Source organism: Kitasatospora cystarginea, assembly GCF_039533515.1.
GTDB classification, from domain to species: domain Bacteria; phylum Actinomycetota; class Actinomycetes; order Streptomycetales; family Streptomycetaceae; genus Kitasatospora; species Kitasatospora cystarginea.
On sequence record NZ_BAAATR010000023.1, the window covers coordinates 53,634 to 78,080 of the forward strand.

Here is a 24,447-nt window from a genome sequence, read left to right on the forward strand (position 1 = left end):
GGACACCATGGACAACCTGCAGCCCGAGCCGTACGACCTGCTCGGTGTCGGCCTCGGCCCGTTCAACCTGTCCCTGGCCGCGCTGGCCGACCAGGTCAGCGGCCTCAGCTCGCTGTTCTGCGAGGCCAGAGCGGAGTTCAGCTGGCACCCCGGGATGCTGGTGGACGGGGCGCGGATGCAGGTCCCGTTCCTGGCCGACCTGGTCTCGCTGGTCGACCCCACCAACCCCTGGTCCTTCCTCAACTACCTGCGCCAGCAGCAGCGGCTCTTCCCCTTCTACTTCGCCGAACGCTTCCAGCTGACCCGCCGCGAGTACGACCACTACTGCCGGTGGGCCGCCGAACGCCTGCTCAACTGCCGCTTCGACACCGCCGTCACCGCCCTGCACTGGTCCGCCGAGGAGGAGCTGTTCCGGGTCGAGACCTCGGCCGGCCCCTTCCGGGCCCGCAACGTCGTCCTCGGCGTCGGCACCCGGCCCGCGTACCCCGAGCCGTTCGCCCCGCTGCGCGGCAACCCCCGGATCTGGCACTCCGCCGACTACCTGGCCAAGCGCCACTCACTCGCCGGAGCGCGGGACATCACCGTCGTCGGCTCCGGCCAGTCCGGCGCCGAGGTCTTCCTCGACCTGCTGCGCACCCGGGGAACCGACGGCACCCGACTGCGCTGGCTCACCAGGACCAGGGCGCTCGCCCCCATGGAGTACTCCAAGCTGGGCCTGGAGCACTTCACCCCCGACTACACCCGCTACTTCCACACCCTCGCGCCCGCCGTCCGCGACCGCCTGGTCCAGTCCCAGTGGCAGTTGCACAAGGCCGCCAGCGCCGAGACCCTGGCCGAGATCCACGACCACCTCTACGAGCGCACCATCGGCCGCCCGATCGACGCCGACCCGGTCGAGATCATCCCCGGCACCGCCGTCACCGAGACCCTGGCCGGCCCCTGCGGCGGCTTCGAGCTGCTCTGCCGCCACCCGGACTCCGGCACCGAGCACACCGTCCGCACCGACGCCGTGGTGCTCGCCACCGGCTACCGCGCCGAACGCCCCGCGGCCCTCGACCCGATCGCCGAACTGATCGACTGGGACGAGCAGGGCCGGTACCGGGTCGACCTCGACCACCGGATCGCCACCGGCCCCCGGCTGAGCGGCGGCCTCTACGTCCAGAACGCCGAGCTCCACACCCACGGCGTCGGCACCCCCGACCTCGGCCTCGGTGCGCACCGCGCCGCCGTCATCCTCAACGCCGTGGCCGGCAAGACCGTGCACCAGCTGCCAGAGCGCGCCGCCTGGACCAGCTTCGCGCCGCCCACCGCCACCACCGTCCTTCCCCGACCCCAGGAGCGGAACCGTGCCGCAACACCAACCCGCTGACCATCCCTCCTCGCCGGACATCGGCCGGGTGCCCCCGTCCCCCGGCCTCCGGCCGGACGGACCCATCCCCCAGCCTCCGGCCGGGGGGACCCCCAGCCAGCCTCCGGCCGAGGGGACTCCCAGCCAGCCTCCGGCCGGGGGCACCCCCAAGGCCCGGAGGGCGGGGGGCGAGGGGTCCTTGCTCCACCGGCCGGCCGAGCTCACCGAGGAGCACTGGCAGCGGGCCTGCCGGGCGATGCTGGCCAAGATGCTCGGCGAGTTCGCGTACGAGGAACTGATCACTCCGGCGCCGGAGGCGGACGGCTACCGCCTGGAACTCCCCACCGCCGACTACCGCTACACCGCCCGGCGCGGCGCCTACGGCAGCTGGCAGGTCGACCCGGAATCGATCACCTCCACCGCCGGGGTGGACCCGCTGCGCTTCGTCCAGCACGCCCGGCACACCCTCGGGCTCACCGGCGACACCCTCGGCCACCTGCTGCGCGAGCTCACCGCCACACTGCTCGCCGATACCCGCCAGCTCGCCACCGAACTGACCGCCGCGGAACTCGCCGACCTCGGCCACGCGGAGCTGGAGGGCCGGCAGACCGGCCACCCCTGGATCGTTCCCAACAAGGGCCGCATCGGCCTCTCCGCCGGCGACGTCGCCGAGTGGGCCCCCGAGGCGCGCACCCCCAAGCGGCTGCCCTGGCTGGCCGTCCACCGCAGCCTCGCCCAGTACCGGGGCCCCGCCGACCTGTACCGCAGCGAGCTGGACAACCTGGCGGAGCTCCGGGCGCCGCTCGGCGAGCGGGCCGAGGAGTACCACCTGCTGCCCGTCCACCCCTGGCAGTGGGACGAGGTGATCCTTCCGCTGTTCGCTCCGCAGATCGCCGCCGGGCTGATCGTCCCGCTGCCCGGCGACGGCGACCTGCGGCTGCCCCAGCAGTCCATCCGCAGCTTCTTCAACCTCAGCCACCCCGAGCGCTGTACCGTCAAGCTGCCGCTCTCCATCCTCAACACCCTGGTCTGGCGCGGACTGCCGACCGAGCGCACCCTCGCCGCCCCCGCGGTCACCGCCTGGATCCACCGTCTGCGCGACAACGACCCGTTCCTGCGCGACGAATGCCGGGTGATCCTGCTCGGCGAGATCGCCTCGGTCACCGTGGACCACCCGATCTACCGCGAACTGCCCGAAGTCCCCTACCAGTACAAGGAACTGCTCGGCGCGATCTGGCGCGAACCGCTGGGGCCGGGGCTGCGACCCGGCGAGCGGGCCCGCACCCTGGCCGCGCTGCTCTCGACCGGCTCCGACGGCCGCGCCCTGGCCGCCGAACTGGTCGCCCGCTCCGGCCTGCCCGCCCGGGACTGGCTGCGCCGGCTGTTCGCCGTGATGGTGCCGCCGCTGCTGCACTTCCTCTATCAGTACGGCACCGTCTTCTCCCCGCACGGCGAGAACGCCATCGTGGTCTTCGACGAGTACGACCGCCCGGCGCGCCTGGCCGTCAAGGACTTCGTCGACGACGTCAACATCAGCGACCAGGACCTGCCCGAGTTCGCCGACCTCCCGGCCGAGGTGGAGGCCGTACTGCTCCGCCAACCCCCGGAGTACCTCTGCCAGTTCCTGCACTCCGGCCTGTTCATCGGGGTCTACCGCTACCTCGCCCCGATCGCCGAGCGCCAGCTGGGCGTCGCGGAGGACGAGTTCTGGACCCTGCTGAGTGAACGGATCCTGGCCCACCAGCGCCGCTTCCCCGAGCTGGCCGACCGCTTCAAGCTCTTCGACCTCTTCACCCCGCGGATCGACCGGCTCTGCCTCAACCGCAACCGTCTGCTGCTGGACGGTTACCGGGACCGCCCCCAGCGCCCGCACGCCGCCGTGTACGGCCAGGTCGACAACGCGCTGAACCCCGGCGGCCCGAGCGCTCCCGTCTGCCAGCGAGACCGGACTGTCACTCCCGCGCCGTAGGGTTGGAGTGCCATGACCAACGACTCCGCACCCCAGCCCCTGCCCGGCGCATCCGAGGCCCCGGAGCCCGTCTCCCGCGCCCTCGTCCCGCAGCTGCTGCACGCCGCCGTCACCGCCGTCGGCGGTGTCGAGCGCCCCGGCCAGGTCCAGATGGCCGAGGCCGTCGCCGACGCCGTCGAGCACGGCGAGCACCTGCTCGTCCAGGCCGGCACCGGCACCGGTAAGTCCCTCGCCTATCTGGTGCCCGCCCTCGCCCACGGCGACCGGGTGGTGGTCGCCACCGCCACCCTGGCGCTGCAACGCCAGCTGGTGGAGCGGGACTTGCCCCGGACGGTGGAGGCGCTGCACCCGGTGCTGCGCCGCCGGCCGCTGTTCGCGATGCTCAAGGGCCGCTCCAACTACCTCTGCCTGCACCGGGCCAACGAGGGCACCCCGAGCGACGAGGGTGAGGGCCTGTTCGACCCGGTGGAGGCCCTCGGCGGCCCCACCGGCAAGCTCGGCCAGGACGTGCTGCGGCTGCGCGAGTGGGCCGAGGAGACCGAGACGGGGGACCGCGACGACCTCTCGCCCGGTGTCTCGGACAAGGCCTGGGCCCAGCTCTCGGTCACCTCCAAGGAGTGCCTGGGCGCGACCAAGTGCGCCTACGGGCAGGAGTGCTTCGCGGAGAAGGCGCGCGAGCGGGCCAAGCTGGCCGACGTCGTGGTCACCAACCACGCGATGCTGGCGATCGACGCGATCGAGGGCGCGCCGGTGCTGCCCGAACACGCGATGCTGATCGTCGACGAGGCGCACGAGCTGGTGAACCGGGTGACCGGCGCGGCCACCGCCGAGCTGACGGTCGGCGCGGTCAACCGGGCGGTCAAGCGGGCAGCCAAGCTGGCCAACGAGAAGGCGGTGGACCAGCTCCAGGCCGCCGCCGAGAACTACCACGGCCTGATGGAGACCGCGCAGGCCGGCCGGGTCGAGGAACTGCCCGAGTACCTGGTCTACGCGGTCGCGGGGATCCGGGACGCCTGCCGCCAGATCATCACCTCGCTCGGCGAGACCAGGGACAAGGGGCTCACCGACGAGGACGCGGTCCGCAAGCAGGCGATGGCCTCGGCCGAGACGCTGCACGAGACGACCGAACGGCTGCTCGAGGGGTCCTCGTTCGACGTGGTCTGGATCGAGCGTAGCGACCGCTACGGCCTCGGGCCCGCCTCGCTGCGGGTGGCCCCGCTGAGTGTCTCCGGCCTGCTGCGGGAGAACCTCTACAAGGAGCGCTCGGTCGTGCTGACCTCCGCCACCCTCAAGCTGGGCGGCGACTTCAACGGCGTCGCCGCCTCCGTCGGCCTGCCGGCGGAGGGGCGGCTGCCGGACGCCCGCGGCGCGGACGAGCCCGAGCCGGAGCTCGGTGAGGACGCCCCGCCGTACTGGCGCGGCATCGACGTCGGCTCGCCGTTCTCGTACCGCAAGCAGGGCATCCTGTACGTCGCCAAGCACCTGCCGCAGCCCGGACGGGAGCCGGACCGGCCGGAGATGCTCGACGAGCTGGCCGAGCTGATCGGCGCGGCCGGCGGCCGGACGCTCGGCCTGTTCTCCTCGATGCGGGCCGCGCAGGCGGCCGCCGAGGCGCTGCGCGGCCGGCTCGACAACCGGATCCTGCTGCAGGGCGAGGACACCCTGGGCGAGCTGATCCGGGAGTTCGCGTCCGACCCGGAGACCTGCCTGTTCGGCACGCTCTCGCTCTGGCAGGGCGTCGACGTGCCGGGCTCCGCCTGCCAGCTGGTGGTGATGGACCGCATCCCGTTCCCGCGCCCGGACGACCCGCTGATGAGCGCCCGTCAGAAGGCGGTCGAGCAGGCCGGCGGCAACGGCTTCATGGCGGTGGCGGCCACCCACGCCGCGCTGCTGATGGCACAGGGCGCCGGGCGGCTGGTCCGGGCGGCCGACGACCGGGGTGTGGTTGCGGTGCTCGACTCACGGCTGGCCACGGCCCGCTACGGCGGCTTCTTCCGATCCTCGATGCCGGACTTCTGGTACACCACGGACCGCAACCAGGTCCGCCGCTCCCTGGCCGCCATCGACGCCTCGGCGTCGCCGATCCGGCCGGTCGCCAAGCGCGGCGCCTAGGACCTGTCCTGGCGACGGCACGTTTCAGCAGGGGCGGGGAGAGCCCGGTGCCTCCGGTGGCTCTTCCCGCCCCTGCTGAAAGGGCTTGCGCCGTGGTGCCGGCGGCGCCGTTCAGAGCCGGCGGAGGACTGCGACGACCTTGCCGAGGATGGTGGCGTTGTCCCCGGGGATGGGCTCGTACGCCGGGTTGTGCGGCATCAGCCAGATCCTGCCGTCCTCGCGCTTGAGCCGTTTGACCGTGGCCTCGCCGTCGATCATCGCGGCCACGATGTCCCCGTTCTCGGCGACCGGCTGGCGGCGTACCGTGACCCAGTCGCCGTCGCAGATGGCGGCCTCGATCATCGAGTCACCGCGCACGGTCAGCGCGAACAGCTCGCCGTCGCCGACGAGTTGACGGGGCAGCGGGAAGACGTCCTCGACCGTCTGCTCGGCCAGGATGGGCCCGCCGGCGGCGATCCGGCCGACCAGCGGGACGTACGAGGTGGAGGGCCGGCCGGCGGCCTCGGCGGTGTTGGGCCGGGCGACCTCGACGCCGCGGACCTCGTACGCCCGGGGGCGGTGCGGGTCGCGGCGGAGGAAGCCCTTGCGCTCCAGGGCCATCAGCTGGTGGGCGACGGAGGAGGTGCTGGAGAGGCCGACCGCCTGGCCGATCTCCCGCATGCTCGGCGGGTAGCCGCGCCGTTGGACGGAGTCCCGGATCACCTCGATGACCCGGCGCTGGCGCTCCGTCAGCCCGGCTTCGTCGGTGCGGATGCCGGGGGGACGGCCGGGGAGCGAGCGGGTGGGGGTCGCGACTCCGAGCGGGGAGTCCGGGGCGACGGCGTGTTCGATCGACTGGTCCGGGAGGCGGCCCGATCCGGTCGGACCGGCCAGCGTGGCACCGGCCAGGCGCTGGTCTTCGCTACGGCTCATGCTGACGTCCACGCTCTGCTGGTCCATGGTGCGCTCGGAACGCTCCTGCACCGGGATGGAGTTGCTCTTGGTATCGACGGTGTTCATGGCGGCCCCTCTTCTCGACAGGCGTTCTCCCTCTTGTCCAACTCAACTGGTGCACCTATCGAAAGGTTGCGCCAAACACACGTTCGAGTGAATTATTTCGAAGTGGGCTGACTCGATCAAGGCTTTGGGTGTACATCGATTAAATGTTCGATGGCGACAGTCTATTTCACTCCCTGTGAAGATCTCGACCCGCAGCGGCGTGGCGAGCGTCCAGACCTAGATCTTGTGGCTAGTGTCCTCGCCTGGGCCCACAAGTTGTGGTTCAGCCTCCTCTATCGCGTACAGTGGTCCAGGTCTGCTGTCACGCCTGGTTGGGAGTCCTCGGGATGCATTGCCCCTTCTGCCGGCACCCGGACAGCCGTGTTGTGGACAGCCGCGCCAGTGACGACGGGAGCTCGATCCGCCGTCGTCGCCAGTGCCCGGACTGCAGTCGCCGCTTCACCACGGTGGAGACGGCCACCCTGATGGTCATCAAGCGCAGCGGTGTCACCGAACCGTTCTCCCGGGAGAAGGTCATCTCCGGCGTCCGCAAGGCGTGCCAGGGCCGACCGGTCACCGAGGACGCGCTGGCCCAGCTCGGCCAGCGGGTCGAGGAGTGCGTCCGGGCCAGTGGCAGTGCCGAGCTCTCGACCCACGACGTGGGTCTGGCCATACTCGGCCCGCTCAAGGAACTGGACGTGGTCGCGTACCTGAGGTTCGCCTCGGTCTACCGCGCCTTCGACGATCTCGAAGACTTCGAGGCCGCCATCGCGGAGCTCCGCGCCGAGCGGCCCTTCACCGCGGACGGCGCCGAAGCCGTGCCGTCCCCCGCTGCCGCGCCCTAGTAGGGCCGGTCGGCACCAGTTGGCCCGTCGTGGCCGACGCGCGCCCGAAAACGGTGCGCAGAACAACACAAACCGTGCACAGGCTGCCGGCACCTCCGGCTGCCCGCACACCAGGAAAAGCGAGCCAGCGATGCCCGGAAGCATCGGGGCATCCGGGGCGTTTGCCCAGGAGGAGGAGAAAGTGACAGACACGACGAGCGGTTCCGCACGCGGGTCGAAGTCCGAGAAGGCGACCAAGGCGGCCGGCAAGGCCCCCAAGGGCGGCCTCCGGATCGAGCGCATCTACACCACCCCTGGCGTTCACCCCTACGACGAGGTCACCTGGGAGCGGCGTGACGTCGTCATGACCAACTGGCGTGACGGCTCGATCAACTTCGAGCAGCGGGGCGTCGAGTTCCCCGACTTCTGGTCGCTCAATGCCGTGAACATCGTCACGTCCAAGTACTTCCGCGGTGCCGTCGGCAGCCCGCAGCGCGAGTGGAGCCTCAAGCAGATCATCGACCGCGTGGTGCTCACCTACCGCGCCGCCGGTGAGAAGCACGGCTACTTCTCCACCTCCGAAGACGCCGAGATCTTCGAGCACGAGCTGACCCACGCCCTCCTCCACCAGGTGTTCAGCTTCAACTCGCCGGTCTGGTTCAACGTCGGCACCAAGCAGCCGCAGCAGGTCAGCGCCTGCTTCATCCTGTCCGTCGACGACTCCATGGAGTCGATCCTCGACTGGTACAAGGAAGAGGGCATGATCTTCAAGGGCGGCTCCGGCGCCGGCCTGAACCTCTCCCGCATCCGCTCCTCCAAGGAGCTGCTCTCCTCCGGCGGCAACGCCTCCGGTCCGGTCTCCTTCATGCGCGGCGCCGACGCCTCGGCCGGCACCATCAAGTCCGGTGGCGCCACCCGTCGGGCGGCCAAGATGGTCGTGCTCGACGTCGACCACCCGGACGTCGAGGCCTTCATCGAGACCAAGGTGAAGGAGGAGGAGAAGATCCGTGCCCTGCGCGACGCCGGTTTCGACATGGACCTCGGCGGCGACGACATCACCTCCGTGCAGTACCAGAACGCCAACAACTCCGTCCGTGTCTCGGACGAGTTCATGACGGCGGTCGAGAACGGCGACTCCTTCGGCCTGCGCGGCCGGCTGACCGGCGAGGTCATCGAGACCGTCGACGCCAAGAAGCTGTTCCGCAAGATGGCCGAGGCCGCCTGGGCCTGCGCCGACCCGGGCATCCAGTACGACTCGACCATCAACCACTGGCACACCTGCCCGGAGTCCGGCCGCATCAACGCGTCCAACCCCTGCTCCGAGTACATGCACCTGGACAACTCCAGCTGCAACCTGGCCTCGCTGAACCTGATGAAGTTCCTGCGCGAGGACGACTCCTTCGACGCCGCCACCTTCGCCAAGGTCGTCGAGCTGGTCATCACCGCGATGGACATCTCCATCTGCTTCGCCGACTTCCCGACCGAGAAGATCGGCGAGACCACCCGCGCCTTCCGCCAGCTCGGCATCGGCTACGCCAACCTCGGCGCCCTGCTGATGGCCACCGGCCACGCCTACGACTCCGAGGGCGGCCGCGCGCTGGCCGGTGCCATCACCTCGCTGATGACCGGTACCGCCTACCGCCGCGGTGCCGAACTCGCCGGTGTGGTGGGCCCGTACGACGGCTACGCCCGCAACGCCGCCCCGCACCAGCGGGTCATGCAGCAGCACGCGGACGCCAACTCCGCCGCCCGCGCCCACGACGACCTGGATGCCCCGGTCTGGGCCGCGGCCAGCGAGACCTGGCAGGACGTGCTGCGCCTCGGTGCGCAGAACGGTTTCCGCAACGCGCAGGCCTCGGTGCTCGCCCCGACGGGCACCATCGGCCTGATGATGGACTGCGACACCACCGGCGTCGAGCCCGACCTGGCCCTGGTCAAGTTCAAGAAGCTGGTCGGTGGCGGCTCGATGCAGATCGTCAACGGCACCGTCCCGCGCGCCCTGAAGCGCCTGGGCTACCAGGACGAGCAGGTCGAGGCGATCGTCGCCCACATCGCCGAGCACGGCAACGTGGTGGACGCCCCCGGCCTGAGGGCCGAGCACTACGAGGTGTTCGACTGCGCGATGGGCGAGCGCTCCATCTCGCCGATGGGCCACGTGCGGATGATGTCGGCGATCCAGCCGTGGATCTCCGGCGCCATCTCCAAGACGGTCAACATGCCGTCCACTGCGACCGTCGAGGACGTCGAGGAGATCTACTTCGAGGCGTGGAAGCTGGGCGTCAAGGCGCTCGCGATCTACCGCGAGAACTCGAAGGTCGGCCAGCCGCTCTCGGCCAAGAAGGCCAAGGAGGAGGAGAAGGCCGCAGAGCCCGCGGTCGAGAAGGTGGTCGAGTACCGCCCGGTGCGCAAGCGCCTCCCGAAGGGCCGCCCCGGCATCACCACCTCCTTCACGGTGGGCGGCGCCGAGGGCTACATGACCGCCAACTCCTACCCGGACGACGGCCTGGGCGAGGTCTTCCTGAAGATGTCCAAGCAGGGTTCGACCCTCGCGGGCATGATGGACGCCTTCTCCATCGCGGTCTCGGTCGGCATGCAGTACGGCGTCCCGCTGGAGACGTACGTCTCGAAGTTCACCAACATGCGCTTCGAGCCGGCCGGTCTGACCGACGACCCGGACGTGCGGATGGCGCAGTCCATCGTGGACTACATCTTCCGCCGCCTGGCGCTGGACTTCCTGCCCTTCGAGACCCGCTCCGCGCTCGGCATCCACTCCGTCGAGGAGCGCCAGCGTCACCTGGAGACCGGTTCCTACGAGCCGATCGATCCCGAGGACGTCGACGTGGAGGGCCTGGCCCAGTCCGCGCCGGTCGCGGCCAAGCCCGTCGTCCAGCAGCCGGTGGCCGAACATCCGAAGGCCCCCAAGGTCCAGGCTCACAACTCCACCGAGCTGCTGGAGATCCAGCAGGGCCTCAACGCGGATGCACCGCTCTGCTTCTCCTGCGGCACCAAGATGCGCCGGGCCGGAAGCTGCTACCTCTGCGAGGGCTGCGGCTCGACCAGCGGCTGCAGCTGATCACTTCCGGATCCGCTGAGCTGAACCCGTCCTGAGGGGCGGTTCCGAAGGCGGGGCGAGGACTTTCGAGTCCTCGCCCCGCCTTTTCGCATTCATCGGCAGGAGGTTCGTCGAGCAGGTCGGCGATGCGCGGGGGCTGGGGTGGTCCTGGCAGGAGATCGCGGCCTGCTATTGCTCGCGCTCCAGGGGGCCGGCCGGGCTGGCGGTGGCCGGAGCGAGGCCGGGCACATCCTGTTGGGGCTGCTGCGTGAGGGCGGTGGCGTCGCGGTTCTGGCGATCAGGGAGCGCGGACTGGATCCGGCCGCCGTGGAGCAGGGGGTCAACCGGGCGCTCTCGGCTCAGGCGGCCCCTGACACCCCGTCCCCCGGAGGCCAGTTGGGGCCAGCCGGTTTCCGATACGGAGCGCGAACGAGTGAGACGGTCTGTCAACTGGACAGTTGAGCAAATAGGGTGAATGGATATGATCTGTTGACTGCGTGTATTTGTCGACTGTTCGGAGCCTTCCCCCCGTCGGGCCCCGGACAGTGGCGCGCTGTCGTTCGGTCCGCACTGACGCCCGCCCCCGAGGATCAGGTTGATGAGAGCTCGCACGCGCCTCTACCGCGTGGCGCACCCGCACCCGAACGGCAGGACCGCGCTCTGGGCGGCGGCCGGGATCCTGGTGGGAGCGGCCACCGGGGCCGTCGCCATCGCGGTCGTCTCGGACGCCGAGCGGACCGCAGTCGCCGCGACCGTGGCGGGCGGCATGGTCCTGTGGTCGGCACTGGTCGTGGTGGCGTGCCGACAGGCCGAGCGCTTCCGCCGGATCCGCGAGGAACTCGCCACCGCCCGCTACGAGCTGACGGACATCCGCTCCCGGTCCACGGCGCTGCAGTCGGAGCTGGCCACCACCCGGGCCACCGTGACCGCACTGCGCACCAACCTCACCGCAGCGCAGAACGACGCCGAGTCCGTCCGGGCCGAACTCGCCGCAGCCGGCACCGCGCTCGCGGACGCCGAGGCGGCGACGGTGGAACTGCGCGAACGGAGCGAGGCCGAACTCGCGGCGCTGCGCGAGCGGATGGACGAGACGGCGGCCGAGCTGCGCGAGCGCACCGAAGCCGCTGAGCACGAGCGCGCCGAACTAGCCCGGCTCACCGACGAGGTGCTGCCCGAGGTGGTCGCCCGGCTGCGCTCCGGCAGCTCGGTGGACTCCGCACTGGCGCCGCACACCGCCGTCACCCACGCCGGGCTGCTGCGTACGGTGGCCGAGGAGGTCGGTCGCGGCGAACGCCAGCGGGCGGCGGCCCTCGCGGTGTGCGCCACGGCCGCCGGCCGGGTGCAGGCGCTGGCCACCAGCATGCACGCCGAGCTGCGCGAGATGCAGCACCAGCACGGCGAGGACGTCCTCGGCGACCTGCTCAGCCTGGACCACTCCACCGCCCAGGTCGGCCGGATGGCGGACAGCATCGCGGTGCTGACCGGCGCCCGCTCCGGGCGACGCTGGACCAAGCCGATCGGCGTCGAATCGATTCTGCGCGGTGCGCTCGGCCGGATCGGCGCCTACCAGCGGGTGCGGCTGCACTCCGCCAGCACCGCCGCGGTGGCCGGTTTCGCGGCCGAGGGCGTGATGCACGCGCTGGCCGAGCTGCTCGACAACGCCGCCAACTTCTCGGCTCCGCCGGCCGAGGTGCACGTCTACGTGGAGGAGGTCCACTCCGGCCTGGTGATCACCGTCGAGGACGGCGGTCTCGGGCTGAGCGAGAGCTGGCTGCGCCGCGCCGAGCAGGCCGTGTCGGCTGCTCCGCTGGACCTCACGCAGCTCTCCGCCGGTACTCGGCTCGGCCTCGCGGTGGTCGGTTCGCTGGCGCGCAAGCACGGCCTGTCGATCTCCTTCCGGCCGTCGGCCCGGGGCGGGACCGGCGTGGTCATGCTGATCCCCGAGCGACTGGTCACGCACCCGGGCCCCGCCGCAAGCCGGGCTCTGGCGGCCGCCCGTACCGGTGCGGAAGACGGGCCGCAGGGCCGGGCCGAGCACGGCCGCACCGAACGGCCGCGGGCCGAGCAGGTCCGGCCGGAGCGGATGCGCCCCGCGCTCGAACCGAGCCGTTCGCCCTCCGCCCTCATGTCGGGCACCCGCTCCGAGCAGGGGCGGTCCGAGGCGGCGGCCGGTACCGCGGCCACCGGCGACTCGGGGACGAGTGACGGCCGGCCCGCCACGGCCGGCAGCCTTCCGCAGCGCCGCCGGGGCCAGACCCTGGCGGCGGCCCAGCCGTCGGCCAAGCCGTCCGCGCCCGCGCTGTCGGCGCAGCCCGTACCAGCCGACTCGGCCGTCTCCGCGGCCCGGTTCGGCGCCTTCCGCAGGGCCCTCCAGCAGGGGCCCGACACCACCGACGCCCTCCCGAAGGATGACTCCCGATGAGCAGCAGCACCGACCGCGACCTCGACTGGCTGTTGGAGAACCTGCTGTCCGGTACGCCCGGCGCCCGGCACGCGCTGGTGCTCTCGGCCGACGGTCTCAAGCTCTGCCACACCTCGGGTCTCGGCATCGACCAGGCCGACCAGCTGGCGGCGATCGCCTCCGGGATGCAGAGCCTGGCCCACGGGGCGTCGATCGAGTTCGGTGACGGCACCGGCGGGGTCCGGCAGTCGATGACGGAGTTCCACGGCGGGATCCTGTGCATCGTGGCGGCCGGTGAGGGCGCGCACCTGGCCGTGGTCACGGACGACGACGCGGACGTCGGCGTGGTCGGCCACAACATGCACGGTCTGATCGAGCAGATCGGCACGCTGCTGAGCGCGCCGCCGCGGACGGACGTGACCGGGAACGAGGCCGCGGTGTGACCGGGCGGCCTGGACTTCCGGGCCTGCCGGGCCGTGACGAGGACCCGGACCGGCTCTACACCGTCACCCGGGGACGCAGCCGCCCGCCGGAGCACGCCTTCGACCTGGTCACGCTGATCGTCAGCGAGCAGGCGCCGGTTCCGGGCATGCAGTCCGAGCACGTCCGGATCCTGGAACTGTGCCGGACTCCCACGGCCGTGGTGGAGATCGCGGCCGAGCTCGCCCTGCCGGTGAGCATCGTCAAGATCCTGCTGGGGGATCTGTTGGAGACCCACCGGATCACCGCGCGGCACCCCCGGTTCGCGCCGACCAAGGCCCGGCTGCCCGACCTCGACACGCTGAAGCAGGTGCTGCATGGACTCCAACGGCTCTGACACCCACGGCAGGGAGCCGCGCGGTATCGCCCCGCTGCGCAGTACGGCGGAGAACGGTCTGAAGATCGTCGTGGTTGGTGGTTTCGGTGTCGGCAAGACCACCCTGGTCGGTTCGGTGAGCGAGATCCGTCCGCTCAACACCGAGGAGACGATGACCAAGGCGGGTGAGGGCATCGACGACCTGTCGGGGATCCAGAGCAAGCGCTCGACCACGGTCGCCTTCGACTTCGGCCGGATCACGCTGAACGACCGGAACGTGCTGTACCTGTTCGGGGCCCCGGGCCAGGAGCGCTTCTGGTTCCTCTGGGACCGCCTGTTCACCGGCGCCCTCGGCGCCGTGGTGCTGGTGGACACCCGGCGGATGGAGGACTCCTGGTACGCGATCGACCGGCTTGAGCACCACGGCACGCCGTTCATCGTGGCCCGCAACAACTTCACCGGGCCCGAGCACACGCTGCAGGAGGTCCGGGCGGCGCTCGACCTCCCCGACGAGGTGCCGCTGGTGGACTGCGACGCCCGGGACCGGGAGTCCAGCAAGCAGGTGCTGATCGAGCTCGTCCGCCATCTGTACCGCCTGGCGGGTGCCGAGGCCGAGCTGTCCGCTTCGTTCGCGCTGTCTGCTTCGTCCGAGCTATCCGCTTCGCCTGCGCTGTCCGCTTCGTCCGTGCTTTCGGCTGAGTCCGCGTTGCCGGCCGAGCCTGAGCCGGTGTCCGATCGGCCGGTGGGGCCGTTCGCCGGGACGCCTGCGGAGTTCCCCGCTGATCTGCCCGCCGAGTTCCGCCTAGAGGAGTGCACCCCGTGACCGAGCCCGCGATCACCCCGCCGCCGGGATGCCCGGCGCACGCGAACGCGGCCCCGCTGTACGGTCCCCGATTCCAGACCGACCCCGGGCAGCTCTACCAGGAGCTGCGCGAGACCCACGGCCCGGTCGCGCCGGTCGAGCTGGCGGGCGGCGTGCCGGCCTGGCTGGTGATCGGGTACCGCGAGCTGCAGCTGGTGACCAGCCAGCCCAAGGTCTTCGGACGGGACTCCACCCGCTGGAACATGTGGTCCAGGATCCCGGCGGACTGGCCTCTGAAGCCGATGATGGAGCCGGCGCCCTCGCTCCTCTACGTCGAGGGCGAGGAACACCAGCGCCGGAAGGCCGCGGTGACGGACGCGCTCGCGGGCGTGGACCCGTACGAGCTGAAGAAGCACTGCGAGGAGATCGCCGACGGGCTGATCGACGAGTTCGCGGGCCGGGGCGAGGCGGACCTGGTCGCGGAGTACGCGCACCGGCTGCCGCTGCTGGTGCTCTGCCGTCTCTTCGGGCTGGGTGAGGACGAGGCGCCGAGGCTGATCAGCAGCCTGCTCGCGATGCTGGACGGCGGTGCCGACGCGCTCGCGGCGGCGCAGCAGCTGCTGGACATCATGCTGCGGCTGGTGCGGGAGAAGCGTGAGCGTCCGGGCGCGGACGTCACCTCGTGGCTGCTGGCGCACGAGGCCGGGCTGAGCGACGAGGAGGTCATGCGCGACATGCGGGTGATTCTGATCGCCGGCCACCAGCCCAGCGCCTACTGGATCGCCAACGCGATGCGGTTGATGCTGACCGACGAGCGCTTCGCCGCCTCGCTCTCCGGTGGCCGACGGAGCATCAGCCAGGCACTGGCCGAGGCGCTCTGGGAGGACACCCCGACCCAGATCTTCGCGGGCCGCTGGGCGACCAGGGACACCCAGCTCGGCGGTCAGCGGATCGCGGCCGGGGACATGGTTCTGCTCGGCTTCGCCGGAGCCAACGCCGATCCGACCGTCCGGCAGGAGAACGGTGTCCCGGCGGAGGGCAACCGGGCGTACATGAGCTTCAGTTACGGTCCGCACAGCTGCCCTTTCCCGGCACAGGAGGCGGCTGAGGTGATCGCCGCGACGGCCATCGAGGTGTTGCTGGACCGGCTGCCGGACGTACAACTGGCAGCGGCCGAGAGCGCCCTGGTCTGGCGGCCCTCCGCCTGGGTACGGGCGCTGGTGGCACTGCCGGTGGCTTTCACCCCGGGGCACGCGCTCGGTTGAGCACGGCCGCCCGCCCGATGCTGTCCGGGGCGGCGTGCTCCGACCCGGGCTGCTGATACGGCCAGCCCGCATCGGGGCGTCCGAACCGGGTGCCTGATTCGGGCTGTCCGATTCCGGCGGCCTGATTCGGACCGCTGACCCGGTCAGCTCCGGGCGGGCCGTCCGATTCAGTCCGCCCGGGGTGGACCGCCTGGTTCGGTCCGTCCGAACCATCTCGTCCGATTCAGTCTGTCCACCCGAGGATCGCCTACCTGAGGAGAGAGCGGATGACCGCCCCGATAGTGATGGACCCGTTGGCCCGTGACAATGCGGCCGAAGGTGCGCTGCTGCGTGCGGCAGGGCCGGTGGTGCCCGTGGAGTTGATGGGGGTACGGGGTTGGGCGGTCACCCGGCACGCCGCCGCGCGTGATCTGCTGACGGATCAGCGGCTGGCGAAGAGTGCCGAGCACTGGGCGGCGTATCGGCGTGGGGAGGTTCCGAAGACCTGGCCGCTGATCGGGTTGGCGCTGCCCCGCCGGAGCATGGTGACCACGGACGGTGCGGAGCACCGTCGGCTGCGCGCGCTGGTCGCGCAGGCGTTCACGCCCCGCCGGGTGGAGCTGATGCGTCCGGCGGTGGAGAAGATCGCTGCCGAACTGCTCGACCGGCTGGCCGATCTGGGGCCGGTGGTCGACCTGAAGACCGCGTTCGCCTTTCCGCTGCCGATGACCGTGATCGGTTCCCTGCTCGGCGTGCCGGAGGCGGACCACGCCTATGTGCGCGAGCTGTACGAGCGCTTCTTCAGCAGCGTCAAGGACCCGGTTCAGGTTCAGCAGACGATCACCGCGCTCAATGCCTTCGTCGACGATCTGGTCGCCAAGCGCCGGGCGCAGCCGGGTGACGACCTGGCGAGCGCTCTGCTGGCGGCCGGCACCGAGGGCGCCCTGGAGGGCGGTGCGCTGAGCGACGAGGAGGCGGCGGCCACCCTGCGGGTGATCATCGCGGCCGGCCACGAGACCACGGTCAACCTGATCACCAACGCGGTGCGCGCCCTGCTCGCCCACCCCGACCAGCTGGCACTGGTCCGCTCGGGCGAGGTGGAGTGGACGGCGGTGGTCGAGGAGTCACTCCGCTGGACGCCACCGACCAGCAACTTCCTGTTCCGCTTCGCGACCGAGGACATCGCGTACGGGGACACGGTGATCCCCGAAGGGGATGCGGTGCTGGTCTCGTACAACGCGATCGGCCGGGATCCGGCGCAGCACGGTGTCACCGCCGAGATCTTCGACGTCACCCGGGACCCGGCCCGGCACCTCTCCTTCGGGCACGGGCCGCATGTCTGCCCGGGCGCGCAGCTGGCCCGGCTGGAGGCGTCGATCGCGCTCCCGGCCCTGTTCGAGCGTTTCCCCGGCCTGCAACTGGCAGTGGAGGAAAGCGAGTTGCGACCCACTCCGGCGATGGTCGTGAACAGCCTGCGGGAGCTGCCGGTCCGGTTGTGATCGGACGGTACGCGGTGGGGCCGGCCGGTGGCGGTCGCCGGCCGGTCCCCAGCACGGCCCGGTCACAAAGCGGGCACCGGCGGATGAAGGTCGAACGCACACCTTGGCGCCGGGTGACCAGTGGGTTAACGTCTTCAAGCCAGCCCAGGCCGGTCGGCCTTTTCCACGCGGCCTTCCGCCCGCTCCGCAGCCGATCTCGGATTCGGCCGGCCTCAGGTCCGCAGCTACCGGGCCTGCCGGCCTCAGGTCCGCCGTTCTCAGGTTCAGCGCAGTCAGGTCCAGTCGATCTCCGGTACAGCGCAGCGTAGTTCTCTCTCACCGCAGGCATCCAAAGCCCTGGCAAGGAGGACCGCCATGACCCTCGCCACGATCGCCACCACAGGCCGCCGATGATCCGGAACCCATGGCCGGCCCTGTCCGCCCGCCGCCGTTCACTCGCCGTACCGGCCGTCCTCGCGCTTGTGCTCGCCGCAGCCTGTTCCAACAGCACGTCCGGTTCGAAGGGCAGTAGCGGTGCGGTTCCGACCCTGACCGGCGGCTGCGCCAAGTACCAGGCGTACGCGGGGCATTCGGGAACCAAGGTGACGATGTACGCCTCGATCCTCAGCCCGGAGTCGGACTCGTTGGAGAAGTCCTGGGCCGAGTTCAGTACTTGTACGGGCATCAAGATCTCGTATGAGGGCTCCAACGACTTCGAGTCGCAGCTTCAGGTGCGCGTGACCGGCGGAAACGCTCCGGACTTCGCGATCATCCCGCAGCCCGGCCTGCTGGCCCAGATGGTGAAGAGCGGCAAAGTCGTGAAGCCGCCCGCCCAGACAGTGGCCAACGAGGACGGGTGGAATCCGGCCTGGAAGACCTATGGCTCGGTCGACGGCACCTTCTATGCGGCGCCGATGAGCGCCAACATGAAGTCGCTGGTCTGGTACTCGCCCAAGGCGTTCAAGGCAGCGGGTTACCAGGTACCGCAGACCTGGGCCGAGCTGATGGCACTCAGCGACAGGATTGCCAAGGCCGGTGGCGGGAAGCCGTGGTGCGGTGGCATCGGCTCCGGCACCGCGACCGGCTGGCCGGCCACCGACTGGTTGGAGGAGGTGGTGCTCGGTTCGTACGGCGGCGACGTCTACGACCAGTGGGTCAGCCACCAGGTGAAGTTCAGCGACCCGAAGATCATCACGGCTATGCAGACGGTGGCCGGCTGGATGCAGAACCCGGCCTGGGTGAACGGCGGGTTCGGTGACGTGAAGTCGATCGCCACCACCACGTTCCAGGATGCCGGGGCGCCGATCCTCACCAACAAGTGCTGGATGCTGCAGCAGGCTTCCTTCTACCAGGCGCAGTGGCCCAAGGGCACGAAGATCGGCCCGGACGGCGACATCTTCGCCTTCCGCCTTCCCGCGGTGAACCCGGCGGTGCCCAGCCCGGTCGAGGGCGGTGGCGAGTTCGTCACCGCGTTCTCCAACCGGCCCGAGGTGCAGGCGGTGCAGAACTACCTCTCCAGCTCGGACTGGGCGAGTAGTCGGGTGAAGGTCTCCACGGGCTGGGTCTCGGCCAACCAGGGTGTGGACAAGAGCCTCTACACCGACCCGGTCGACAAGCTCTCCGCTGAGGCACTGACCGACCCGGCTGCGACGTTCCGCTTCGATGCCTCCGACATGATGCCGCCAGCTGTCGGCGCCGCACAGGAGTGGAAGTCGCTGACCAAGTGGTTCGCCGAGGGACAGGCCATCCCGAAGGTGGCGGCTGACATCGATGCGGCCTGGCCGCAGTAGACAGTCGCCACGGGCGGCGCGGGGCCACCCGCCTGCGCCGCCCGTTTCGGACTCTGCCGTTGTTCCACTGGCCAGCTTCGGTGTGTCTTGCGCCTTCACACCCGCACGCTCGGACCCGCGTGCTCCGTATCCGTACGTCGTGCGGCGGCTGCGCTTCCTGGTGCCCCGTCTCCCGCTTGTGCGGCTTCCGTTCCTGCGACTCCCTGTTCTGCGCCGCGCGGTTGGGTGCCTCCTGGTTCTGCGCTACCCGGCTTTCTGCTCCTCGGTTCTCTGCTCTCCGGTTCTCTGCTCTCCGCTCCTGCGCTTTTCGCTCCTGCGCTTTTCGCTTCCGTGCGTCTGGGCTTCGAGGAAGGGAGTTCTCTATGCGCGCGGCCCTGCTGGCCGACTCTGCGTGGACCGACGTCACCGTCAAACTCGGGAACAGCATCGGCGCCATCGCCGCCTTCCTGGGTGTCTTGCTGGCGATCTTCTTCGCTGCTGGACGTGCGACGGGCCGGTTGGGGCGTCCACTGGCCGTCCTGGTCTTCCTGGGCCCGGCCGTCATTCTGCTGATCGTCGGTTTGGTCGCCCCGCTGGTCCGTACGATCTACCTCAGCTTCCGCAATGACGACTCCGCCCGTTTTGTGGGCGGGAGGAACTACGGCTGGGCGCTGACCACCGATTCCATCCACCAGGTGCTGCTCAATACGGCGCTCTGGCTGGTGATCGCGCCGCTGGCGGCCACCGCGCTGGGGCTGGTGCTGGCGTTGCTGATCGAGCGGATGAAACGGCAGGCGGTCTACAAGTCGCTGATCTTCATGCCGATGGCGGTCTCACTGGTCGGCGCCGGCATCATCTGGAAGTTCGTCTACGAGGCCCGTGACCCCTCCCAACCACAGATCGGTCTGCTCAGCCAACTGGCCATCAGTCTGGGCTGGTCGCATCCGCCGAACTGGATCCTCTCCCATCCGTTGAACAACTTCCTGTTGATGGCGGTGATGGTCTGGGTGCAGACCGGGTTCGCCATGGTGGTGCTGTCGGCCGCGATCAAGGCGATCCCGGACGAGGTCACCGAGGCGGCCAGGCTGGACGGGGCGCGCGGGCTGCAGCTGTTCTGGTTCGTCACGGTGCCGATGATCCGGACCACGGTGGTGGTGGTACTCACCACCGTCATGATCACCACACTGAAGGCATTCGACATCATCCGGACCATGACCGGCGGTAACTTCGGTACCCAGGTGCTGGCCAACGAGATGTACTCGCAATCGTTCGAGCAGTACAACCTCGGCCGAGGTAGCACCCTTGCGGTGGTCCTCTTCCTCGCTGTCCTTCCGCTGGTGGCCTACAACATCGTTCAGCTGCGCAAGGAGCGTGAGACCCGATGAGCGACCCGGCCGTGCCCGCCTCCGAACCCGCTCCGGAGACCCAGCCCGCTCCGGAGACGCGGCCCATCCCGGACGTGCGACCCACCCCCGGGGTACAGCCTGTGGCGAAGGCGCAGTCGACGTCGGGGAGGAAGGCGGCACAACCCGTGCGCCCCGGGGTGAAGGCTGTGCGTAAATCCTTCAGCAGCCCGCTCGCCTCGGTCTTCGTGGTCGCCGTGACGGTGCTCTGGACACTACCCACCTTCGGTCTGCTGGCCACCTCACTCCGCCCCAAGGAGGCGGTGTCGAGCAGTGGTTGGTGGGAGGTCTTCGTTCACCCCGACCTGATCCTCTCCAACTACCACACCGTGCTGTTCGAGGGCGGGTTCGGCGTCAGCGGTGGCATGATGCCCTATCTGGTCAACTCGCTGGCCATCAGCGTTCCGGCGACCGTGTTCCCGCTGGTGCTGTCCGCGATGGCCGCGTACGCGCTGGCCTGGGTGCGCTTCAAAGGAAGCGATGCCGTCTTCTTCGTGATCTTCGCGCTGCAGGTGGTGCCACTGCAGATGGCGCTGATCCCGTTGCTCCAACTCTTCTCCGGTGGTGCCCATCTGGGCAGCGTGACCATCCTTCCGGCTCTGGACATGGGAGGAACGTACGTACCGGTCTGGCTCGCGCACACCATGTTCGCGTTGCCGCTGGCCACCTTCCTGCTGCACAACTTCATCTCGCAGCTGCCTAGAGATCTGATGGAGGCGGCGGTGGTGGACGGGGCATCGCACTTCAAGATCTTCAAGTCGATCGTGCTGCCGCTCTGCACACCGGCCTTGGCCTCGTTCGCGATCTTCGAGTTCCTCTGGGTCTGGAACGACCTGCTGGTCGCGCTCACCTTCGCCGGCGGCACCCCCGAGGCCGCGCCGATGACCGTTCGGCTGGCTCAGCTCTCCGGGTCCTTCGGAGGCCGCTGGGAACTGCTGACGGCCGGGGCGTTCCTCTCGCTGATGGTTCCGCTGGTCGTCTTCTTCAGCTTGCAGCGCTACTTCGTCCGGGGGCTGCTGGCCGGATCGGTCAAGGGCTGAGCGGCTCGGGGTGCGGGCCGAGTCGGCCGGGTCCGCGCCCGGCGCCGTTGCACACCGGCTGGCTCTCCGGAGGTGGTGGGGTGGTCATCACGGCCCATCCCGCCACCCCCGGGCGCCGGTCAGTGCATCGCGGCCACTGCGCCTTCGTGCTGCCACCCCGGCCACCGCGAGGAGCATGACCGGGACGAAGATCAGGCTCATGCCGAAACCGAAGATCACTGAGGGGCCGAGTATGCCGTCGACATAGCTGCTGCCGGCGTTCATCTGAGTGAGCCAACTCAGACCGATGGTGACCAGCAGGGCGCCGCCGGCCATGAACAGCTTGGGCCCGTACTTCGCCTGCAGTGCGGAGGCGAGCTGAGCCGCGCTTGATTGCGACGCTGATGGGCAAGAAGGCCACGCCGGTCTTCAACGGGCTGTAGTCGAGGACCCGTTGGACGAAGATCGTGACGTAGAAGAAGATGCCGAACATGGCTGCCGACAGGCAGAGCATCATCACCAGGCCACCGGTCCGGTTCCGGTTGGCGAACAGGTGCAGCGGAGTGATCGGCCGTGAGGTGCGCCGCTCGATGATCAGGAATGTCGCCAGCAGGACAGCGCCGACCGCGAACGAAACCGTCGAGAGCGAGTCGCCCCAGCCGTCGGAGGCGGCCCGGATGAAACCGTAGACCAGGCCGACCAGGCCGAGCGTCGAGGTCAGCGCGCCGGGCAGGTCGAAGCGGCCCTCGTTCCGCTCCGATTCGCTGATGTACAGCGGTGCCGCGAGCGCGATGAGGACGGCGATCGGGACGTTCACGAAGAGAACCCAGCGCCAGTTGAGGTACTCGGTGAGCAGGCCGCCGGCCAGCAGTCCGATGGCCGCGCCGGAGCCCGCCACCGCCGAGAAGACCCCGAAGGCCCGGTTCCGCTCGGGCCCCTCCTCGAAGTTGGTGGCGATCAGCGCGAACGCGGTCGGCGAGCTGATCGCACCGCCGATGCCCTGCAGGGCCCGGGCGGCCAGCAGCATGCCGGAGTCCCGCGCGAGACCGCCGAGCAGTGAGGCCAGGCCGAAGACCAGCACGCCGGTGATGAAGACCTTGCGGCGTCCGAGGATGTCGCCGGCCCGACCGCCGAGCAGCAGAAGCCCGCCGAAGGTCCTGGACGCCCTCGGTTCCGCTCTGCCACCGCCCGCCGACATCCCGGATCTCGGGTCCGTGCGAGCCGAGCTGACGCAGCTCATGGAGTTCTTCAGTGCCGCATTGGACTCCCGGGCGGGAGCCGCGATGCGCGCCCTGATGGCCGAGTTGGAACATGAACAGGCCCGCACCTTCAAGGGCTTCATCGTGGAGCGGGTGCTGGAACCGGCCACCCTGCAGATCCTGCACCGGGGCGAAGTCCGCGGCGACGTCAGGCCGGGGGCCGCGACCAAGTTGGCGGCCGAGGTCGTCCCGGCCATGCTGCTCTACCGGGCCAAGCTCTGCGACGGGCAACTGGAGCCGGACTTCGGTGCGGCGATGGTCGACGAGGTGCTGTTGCCGATGGTGCGCCCGGTCCATCTCGGCTGAGCGTTGGCCGTGGCCGTGCGCTCTCCGCGCGGTTCCTTCGGGGCGCGGACGGGTCCAAACCGGCTGGGTTACGGGGTGAGCACCAGGACGTAGGCTGGGGAGGCGCCCAGGACACAGCCGAAGGACCTCCGATGCCCTACGATCCGCCGACCCACTCGGTCGAACGCTCCCTCCGTCGGGCCGGTGCCCGGTTGGTGGCAGGCCTCGATGAGGTCGGGCGCGGAGCCTGGGCAGGCCCGGTCACGGTCGGGGCGGCGGTGACCGGTCTGCGCAAGCCTCCGGAGGGTCTGACCGACTCCAAACTGCTCACCGAACGCCGCCGCACGGCACTCGCCCCGGTCCTCGCCGACTGGGTCACCGCCTATGCGCTCGGCCACGCCTCGCCGCAGGAGTGCGACGAGCTCGGCATGACCGCAGCCCTGCGCCTTGCCGCCGTGCGCGCGCTGGAGGCACTCCCGGTGCGGCCCGACGCGGTCATCCTCGACGGTAAGCACGACTACCTCGGCGGCCCCTGGCGGGTGCGCACCGTGATCAAGGGCGACCAGTCCTGCATCTGTGTCTCGGCCGCCTCCGTCCTCGCCAAGGTGCACCGGGACGGTCTGATGGCAGAACTCGGCGAGGCGTACCCGGCGTACGGCTTCGCGGAGAACGCGGGCTACCCGTCCCCGGTGCACCGGCTGGCGCTGGAGGAGTACGGGCCCACCGAACACCACCGGCTGTCCTGGGCCTACCTCGATGCGCTGCCCAAGTGGAGCCACCTGAAACGGGGGAGGGTGGCGGAGCCGCAGGACGAGCAGCTTTCGCTGGGATTCTGACGTCTTCTGACGAATCGTCCTCCTGTCTGCGCGGGTGGCCGGTCTCCTGGCGGGTGCCCGACAGGTGGGGCGCCCGTGCGCATCCGACCGGCGTTTGATAGATATCCGGGTATGCCTGTCTTCCCCGAGGAGCCGGAGATTCACGAGACCATTCCGGGCCCCGGCGTTCCCTTCCTCCGCGAGTCGGACGCACGCGCCCCCCGCAAGCCCGCTGTCGTGCCCGGGCCGCGGCCCGCGGCACCGCGCCCGGCCCCGCCGAGCGGCGGGCCCCGACCGACGCCGCCTCCGGCTCGCACGCCGATTCCCAAGCCGACGCCCGGTGTTCGCCGCCCCGCGCCCGCGGCCGGCCGCCCGGCCGGGCAGCCCGAGGTGCGCATGGTTCCGGCCGCCGTGGAGGATGTCATCGAGCGGGCGGACGAGACTGTGGACCTGCTGTTGGAGTCCGGATGCCGCCCCGGCGACATCCTGGTGCTGACGGTGGGTGAGCCGCACCCGTGGCAGCAGCACGAACTCTCCTTCGGCGCGGACCGGTACTGGGCCCAACTCGCCGAAACCGGAGACGTCTTCTATGCGGAGGCCGCCGCGACCAATCCGCTTCGGCGTGACGTGGTGGTACTGGTCGTCAACGCGGCCCGGTCCGCACGGGTCGATCAGCTGGCCCGGAAGGCGCTCGGCCACGCCGGGACGCTGCTGGTGGTCTGCGGTGAGCCCGAGTTGACGGCAGCGGTCTTCCCGGACGCGAACCGGCCGGTCCCGGTCTGAGCCGGCCTGCTCTGACACCGGTCCGCCCCTGCCGCACGAGTTCAGCTTGAAAGGCCCAACTCGTAACAGCACGGGCCAAGTGGCCGGTTCCGCCAGGCAGTCCCGCCCGG

18 protein-coding genes and 2 pseudogenes are annotated in these 24,447 nt (G+C 70.3%); 18 read left to right on the forward strand and 2 right to left on the reverse strand.

The window, feature by feature from the left end; translation table 11 throughout:
• The first annotated feature begins 7 nt into the window (after positions 1-7).
• From ABD369_RS23835 to ABD369_RS23845, 3 genes are all read left to right on the forward strand, one after another.
• Positions 8-1,369, forward strand: coding sequence for a lysine N(6)-hydroxylase/L-ornithine N(5)-oxygenase family protein (locus ABD369_RS23835; protein ID WP_344638555.1), 1,362 nt, complete (start codon positions 8-10; stop codon positions 1,367-1,369).
• Between the two features lie 235 nt (positions 1,370-1,604).
• Positions 1,605-3,317 (forward strand): IucA/IucC family protein, encoded by a 1,713-nt coding sequence (locus tag ABD369_RS23840; RefSeq protein WP_344638617.1) that lies wholly within the window; start codon positions 1,605-1,607, stop codon positions 3,315-3,317.
• 12 nt (positions 3,318-3,329) lie between these two features.
• Positions 3,330-5,429 carry an ATP-dependent DNA helicase gene (locus ABD369_RS23845; protein ID WP_344638556.1) on the forward strand — a complete coding sequence of 700 codons (2,100 nt, stop codon included), beginning with the start codon at positions 3,330-3,332 and terminating at the stop codon, positions 5,427-5,429.
• A gap of 111 nt (positions 5,430-5,540) precedes the next feature.
• Here ABD369_RS23845 and lexA read toward each other — a convergent pair whose 3' ends face one another.
• A complete protein-coding gene (gene lexA / locus ABD369_RS23850) occupies positions 5,541-6,341 on the reverse strand; it encodes a transcriptional repressor LexA (protein ID WP_449806476.1) in 801 nt (266 codons plus the stop codon).
• Positions 6,342-6,754: 413 nt separating this feature from the next.
• Here lexA and nrdR point away from each other — a divergent pair, with 413 nt between their 5' ends.
• The 12 genes and pseudogenes from nrdR (at position 6,755) to ABD369_RS23905 (ending at position 21,216) form a co-directional block, all read left to right on the forward strand.
• Complete coding sequence (nrdR, locus tag ABD369_RS23855) at positions 6,755-7,252, forward strand: transcriptional regulator NrdR (protein WP_344638558.1); 498 nt, start codon at positions 6,755-6,757, stop codon at positions 7,250-7,252.
• A gap of 181 nt (positions 7,253-7,433) precedes the next feature.
• Positions 7,434-10,304 carry a vitamin B12-dependent ribonucleotide reductase gene (locus ABD369_RS23860; protein ID WP_344638559.1) on the forward strand — a complete coding sequence of 957 codons (2,871 nt, stop codon included), beginning with the start codon at positions 7,434-7,436 and terminating at the stop codon, positions 10,302-10,304.
• Positions 10,305-10,445: 141 nt separating this feature from the next.
• Complete coding sequence (locus ABD369_RS41220; protein ID WP_425557749.1) at positions 10,446-10,745, forward strand: Clp protease N-terminal domain-containing protein; 300 nt, start codon at positions 10,446-10,448, stop codon at positions 10,743-10,745.
• Positions 10,746-10,881: 136 nt separating this feature from the next.
• On the forward strand, positions 10,882-12,705 hold the full coding sequence (locus tag ABD369_RS23865) for an ATP-binding protein (RefSeq protein WP_344638560.1): 1,824 nt from the start codon (positions 10,882-10,884) through the stop codon (positions 12,703-12,705).
• Positions 12,702-13,127 (forward strand): roadblock/LC7 domain-containing protein, encoded by a 426-nt coding sequence (locus ABD369_RS23870; protein WP_344638561.1) that lies wholly within the window; start codon positions 12,702-12,704, stop codon positions 13,125-13,127. Before ABD369_RS23865 ends, ABD369_RS23870 begins: the two co-directional genes overlap by 4 nt.
• Complete coding sequence (locus ABD369_RS23875) at positions 13,124-13,501, forward strand: DUF742 domain-containing protein (protein ID WP_344638562.1); 378 nt, start codon at positions 13,124-13,126, stop codon at positions 13,499-13,501. The genes ABD369_RS23870 and ABD369_RS23875 overlap by 4 nt, the downstream gene beginning before the upstream one ends.
• Positions 13,482-14,156, forward strand: a pseudogene (locus ABD369_RS23880) (GTP-binding protein); the annotation flags it as partial. The gene ABD369_RS23875 and the pseudogene ABD369_RS23880, both read left to right, overlap by 20 nt.
• 143 nt (positions 14,157-14,299) lie before the next feature.
• Entirely contained in the window at positions 14,300-15,547 is a 1,248-nt protein-coding gene (locus ABD369_RS23885) for a cytochrome P450 (protein WP_344638563.1), read from the forward strand.
• Between the two features lie 266 nt (positions 15,548-15,813).
• A complete protein-coding gene (locus ABD369_RS23890; RefSeq protein WP_344638564.1) occupies positions 15,814-17,025 on the forward strand; it encodes a cytochrome P450 family protein in 1,212 nt (403 codons plus the stop codon).
• A gap of 389 nt (positions 17,026-17,414) precedes the next feature.
• On the forward strand, positions 17,415-18,794 hold the full coding sequence (locus tag ABD369_RS23895) for an ABC transporter substrate-binding protein (protein ID WP_344638565.1): 1,380 nt from the start codon (positions 17,415-17,417) through the stop codon (positions 18,792-18,794).
• A 362-nt stretch (positions 18,795-19,156) separates the two neighbouring features.
• The gene (locus tag ABD369_RS23900) at positions 19,157-20,158 is read left to right on the forward strand and encodes a carbohydrate ABC transporter permease (protein WP_344638566.1); all 1,002 of its coding nucleotides are present in this window, start codon (positions 19,157-19,159) and stop codon (positions 20,156-20,158) included.
• Positions 20,159-20,325: 167 nt separating this feature from the next.
• A complete protein-coding gene (locus ABD369_RS23905) occupies positions 20,326-21,216 on the forward strand; it encodes a carbohydrate ABC transporter permease (RefSeq protein ID WP_344638567.1) in 891 nt (296 codons plus the stop codon).
• A gap of 111 nt (positions 21,217-21,327) precedes the next feature.
• On the opposite strand, the pseudogene ABD369_RS23910 reads toward ABD369_RS23905, so the two are convergent.
• Positions 21,328-22,351, reverse strand: a pseudogene (locus ABD369_RS23910) (MFS transporter); the annotation flags it as partial.
• Positions 22,352-22,433: 82 nt separating this feature from the next.
• Here ABD369_RS23910 and ABD369_RS23915 point away from each other — a divergent pair.
• From ABD369_RS23915 to ABD369_RS23925, 3 genes are all read left to right on the forward strand, one after another.
• A complete protein-coding gene (locus tag ABD369_RS23915; protein WP_344638568.1) occupies positions 22,434-22,760 on the forward strand; it encodes a TetR-like C-terminal domain-containing protein in 327 nt (108 codons plus the stop codon).
• Between the two features lie 131 nt (positions 22,761-22,891).
• The gene (locus ABD369_RS23920; protein WP_344638569.1) at positions 22,892-23,575 is read left to right on the forward strand and encodes a ribonuclease HII; all 684 of its coding nucleotides are present in this window, start codon (positions 22,892-22,894) and stop codon (positions 23,573-23,575) included.
• A 390-nt stretch (positions 23,576-23,965) separates the two neighbouring features.
• Positions 23,966-24,337: a hypothetical protein gene (locus tag ABD369_RS23925; RefSeq protein WP_344638570.1), complete on the forward strand. Its 372-nt coding sequence runs from the start codon at positions 23,966-23,968 to the stop codon at positions 24,335-24,337.
• Positions 24,338-24,447 lie beyond the last annotated feature (110 nt).

Excerpts from the sequence above, each read along its gene's own strand:
- ABD369_RS23845 (WP_344638556.1), top strand. The coding sequence starts at position 3,330 with ATGACCAACGACTCCGCACCCCAGCCCCTGCCCGGCGCATCCGAGGCC.
- ABD369_RS23900 (WP_344638566.1), top strand. The coding sequence starts at position 19,157 with ATGCGCGCGGCCCTGCTGGCCGACTCTGCGTGGACCGACGTCACCGTC.
- nrdR (WP_344638558.1), top strand. The coding sequence starts at position 6,755 with ATGCATTGCCCCTTCTGCCGGCACCCGGACAGCCGTGTTGTGGACAGC.
- lexA (WP_449806476.1), bottom strand. The coding sequence starts at position 6,341 with ATGAGCCGTAGCGAAGACCAGCGCCTGGCCGGTGCCACGCTGGCCGGT.
- ABD369_RS23895 (WP_344638565.1), top strand. The coding sequence starts at position 17,415 with ATGATCCGGAACCCATGGCCGGCCCTGTCCGCCCGCCGCCGTTCACTC.
- ABD369_RS23920 (WP_344638569.1), top strand. The coding sequence starts at position 22,892 with ATGCCCTACGATCCGCCGACCCACTCGGTCGAACGCTCCCTCCGTCGG.
- ABD369_RS23835 (WP_344638555.1), top strand. The coding sequence starts at position 8 with ATGGACAACCTGCAGCCCGAGCCGTACGACCTGCTCGGTGTCGGCCTC.
- ABD369_RS23915 (WP_344638568.1), top strand. The coding sequence starts at position 22,434 with ATGGAGTTCTTCAGTGCCGCATTGGACTCCCGGGCGGGAGCCGCGATG.
- ABD369_RS23840 (WP_344638617.1), top strand. The coding sequence starts at position 1,605 with ATGCTGGCCAAGATGCTCGGCGAGTTCGCGTACGAGGAACTGATCACT.
- ABD369_RS23890 (WP_344638564.1), top strand. The coding sequence starts at position 15,814 with ATGACCGCCCCGATAGTGATGGACCCGTTGGCCCGTGACAATGCGGCC.
- ABD369_RS23865 (WP_344638560.1), top strand. The coding sequence starts at position 10,882 with ATGAGAGCTCGCACGCGCCTCTACCGCGTGGCGCACCCGCACCCGAAC.
- ABD369_RS23870 (WP_344638561.1), top strand. The coding sequence starts at position 12,702 with ATGAGCAGCAGCACCGACCGCGACCTCGACTGGCTGTTGGAGAACCTG.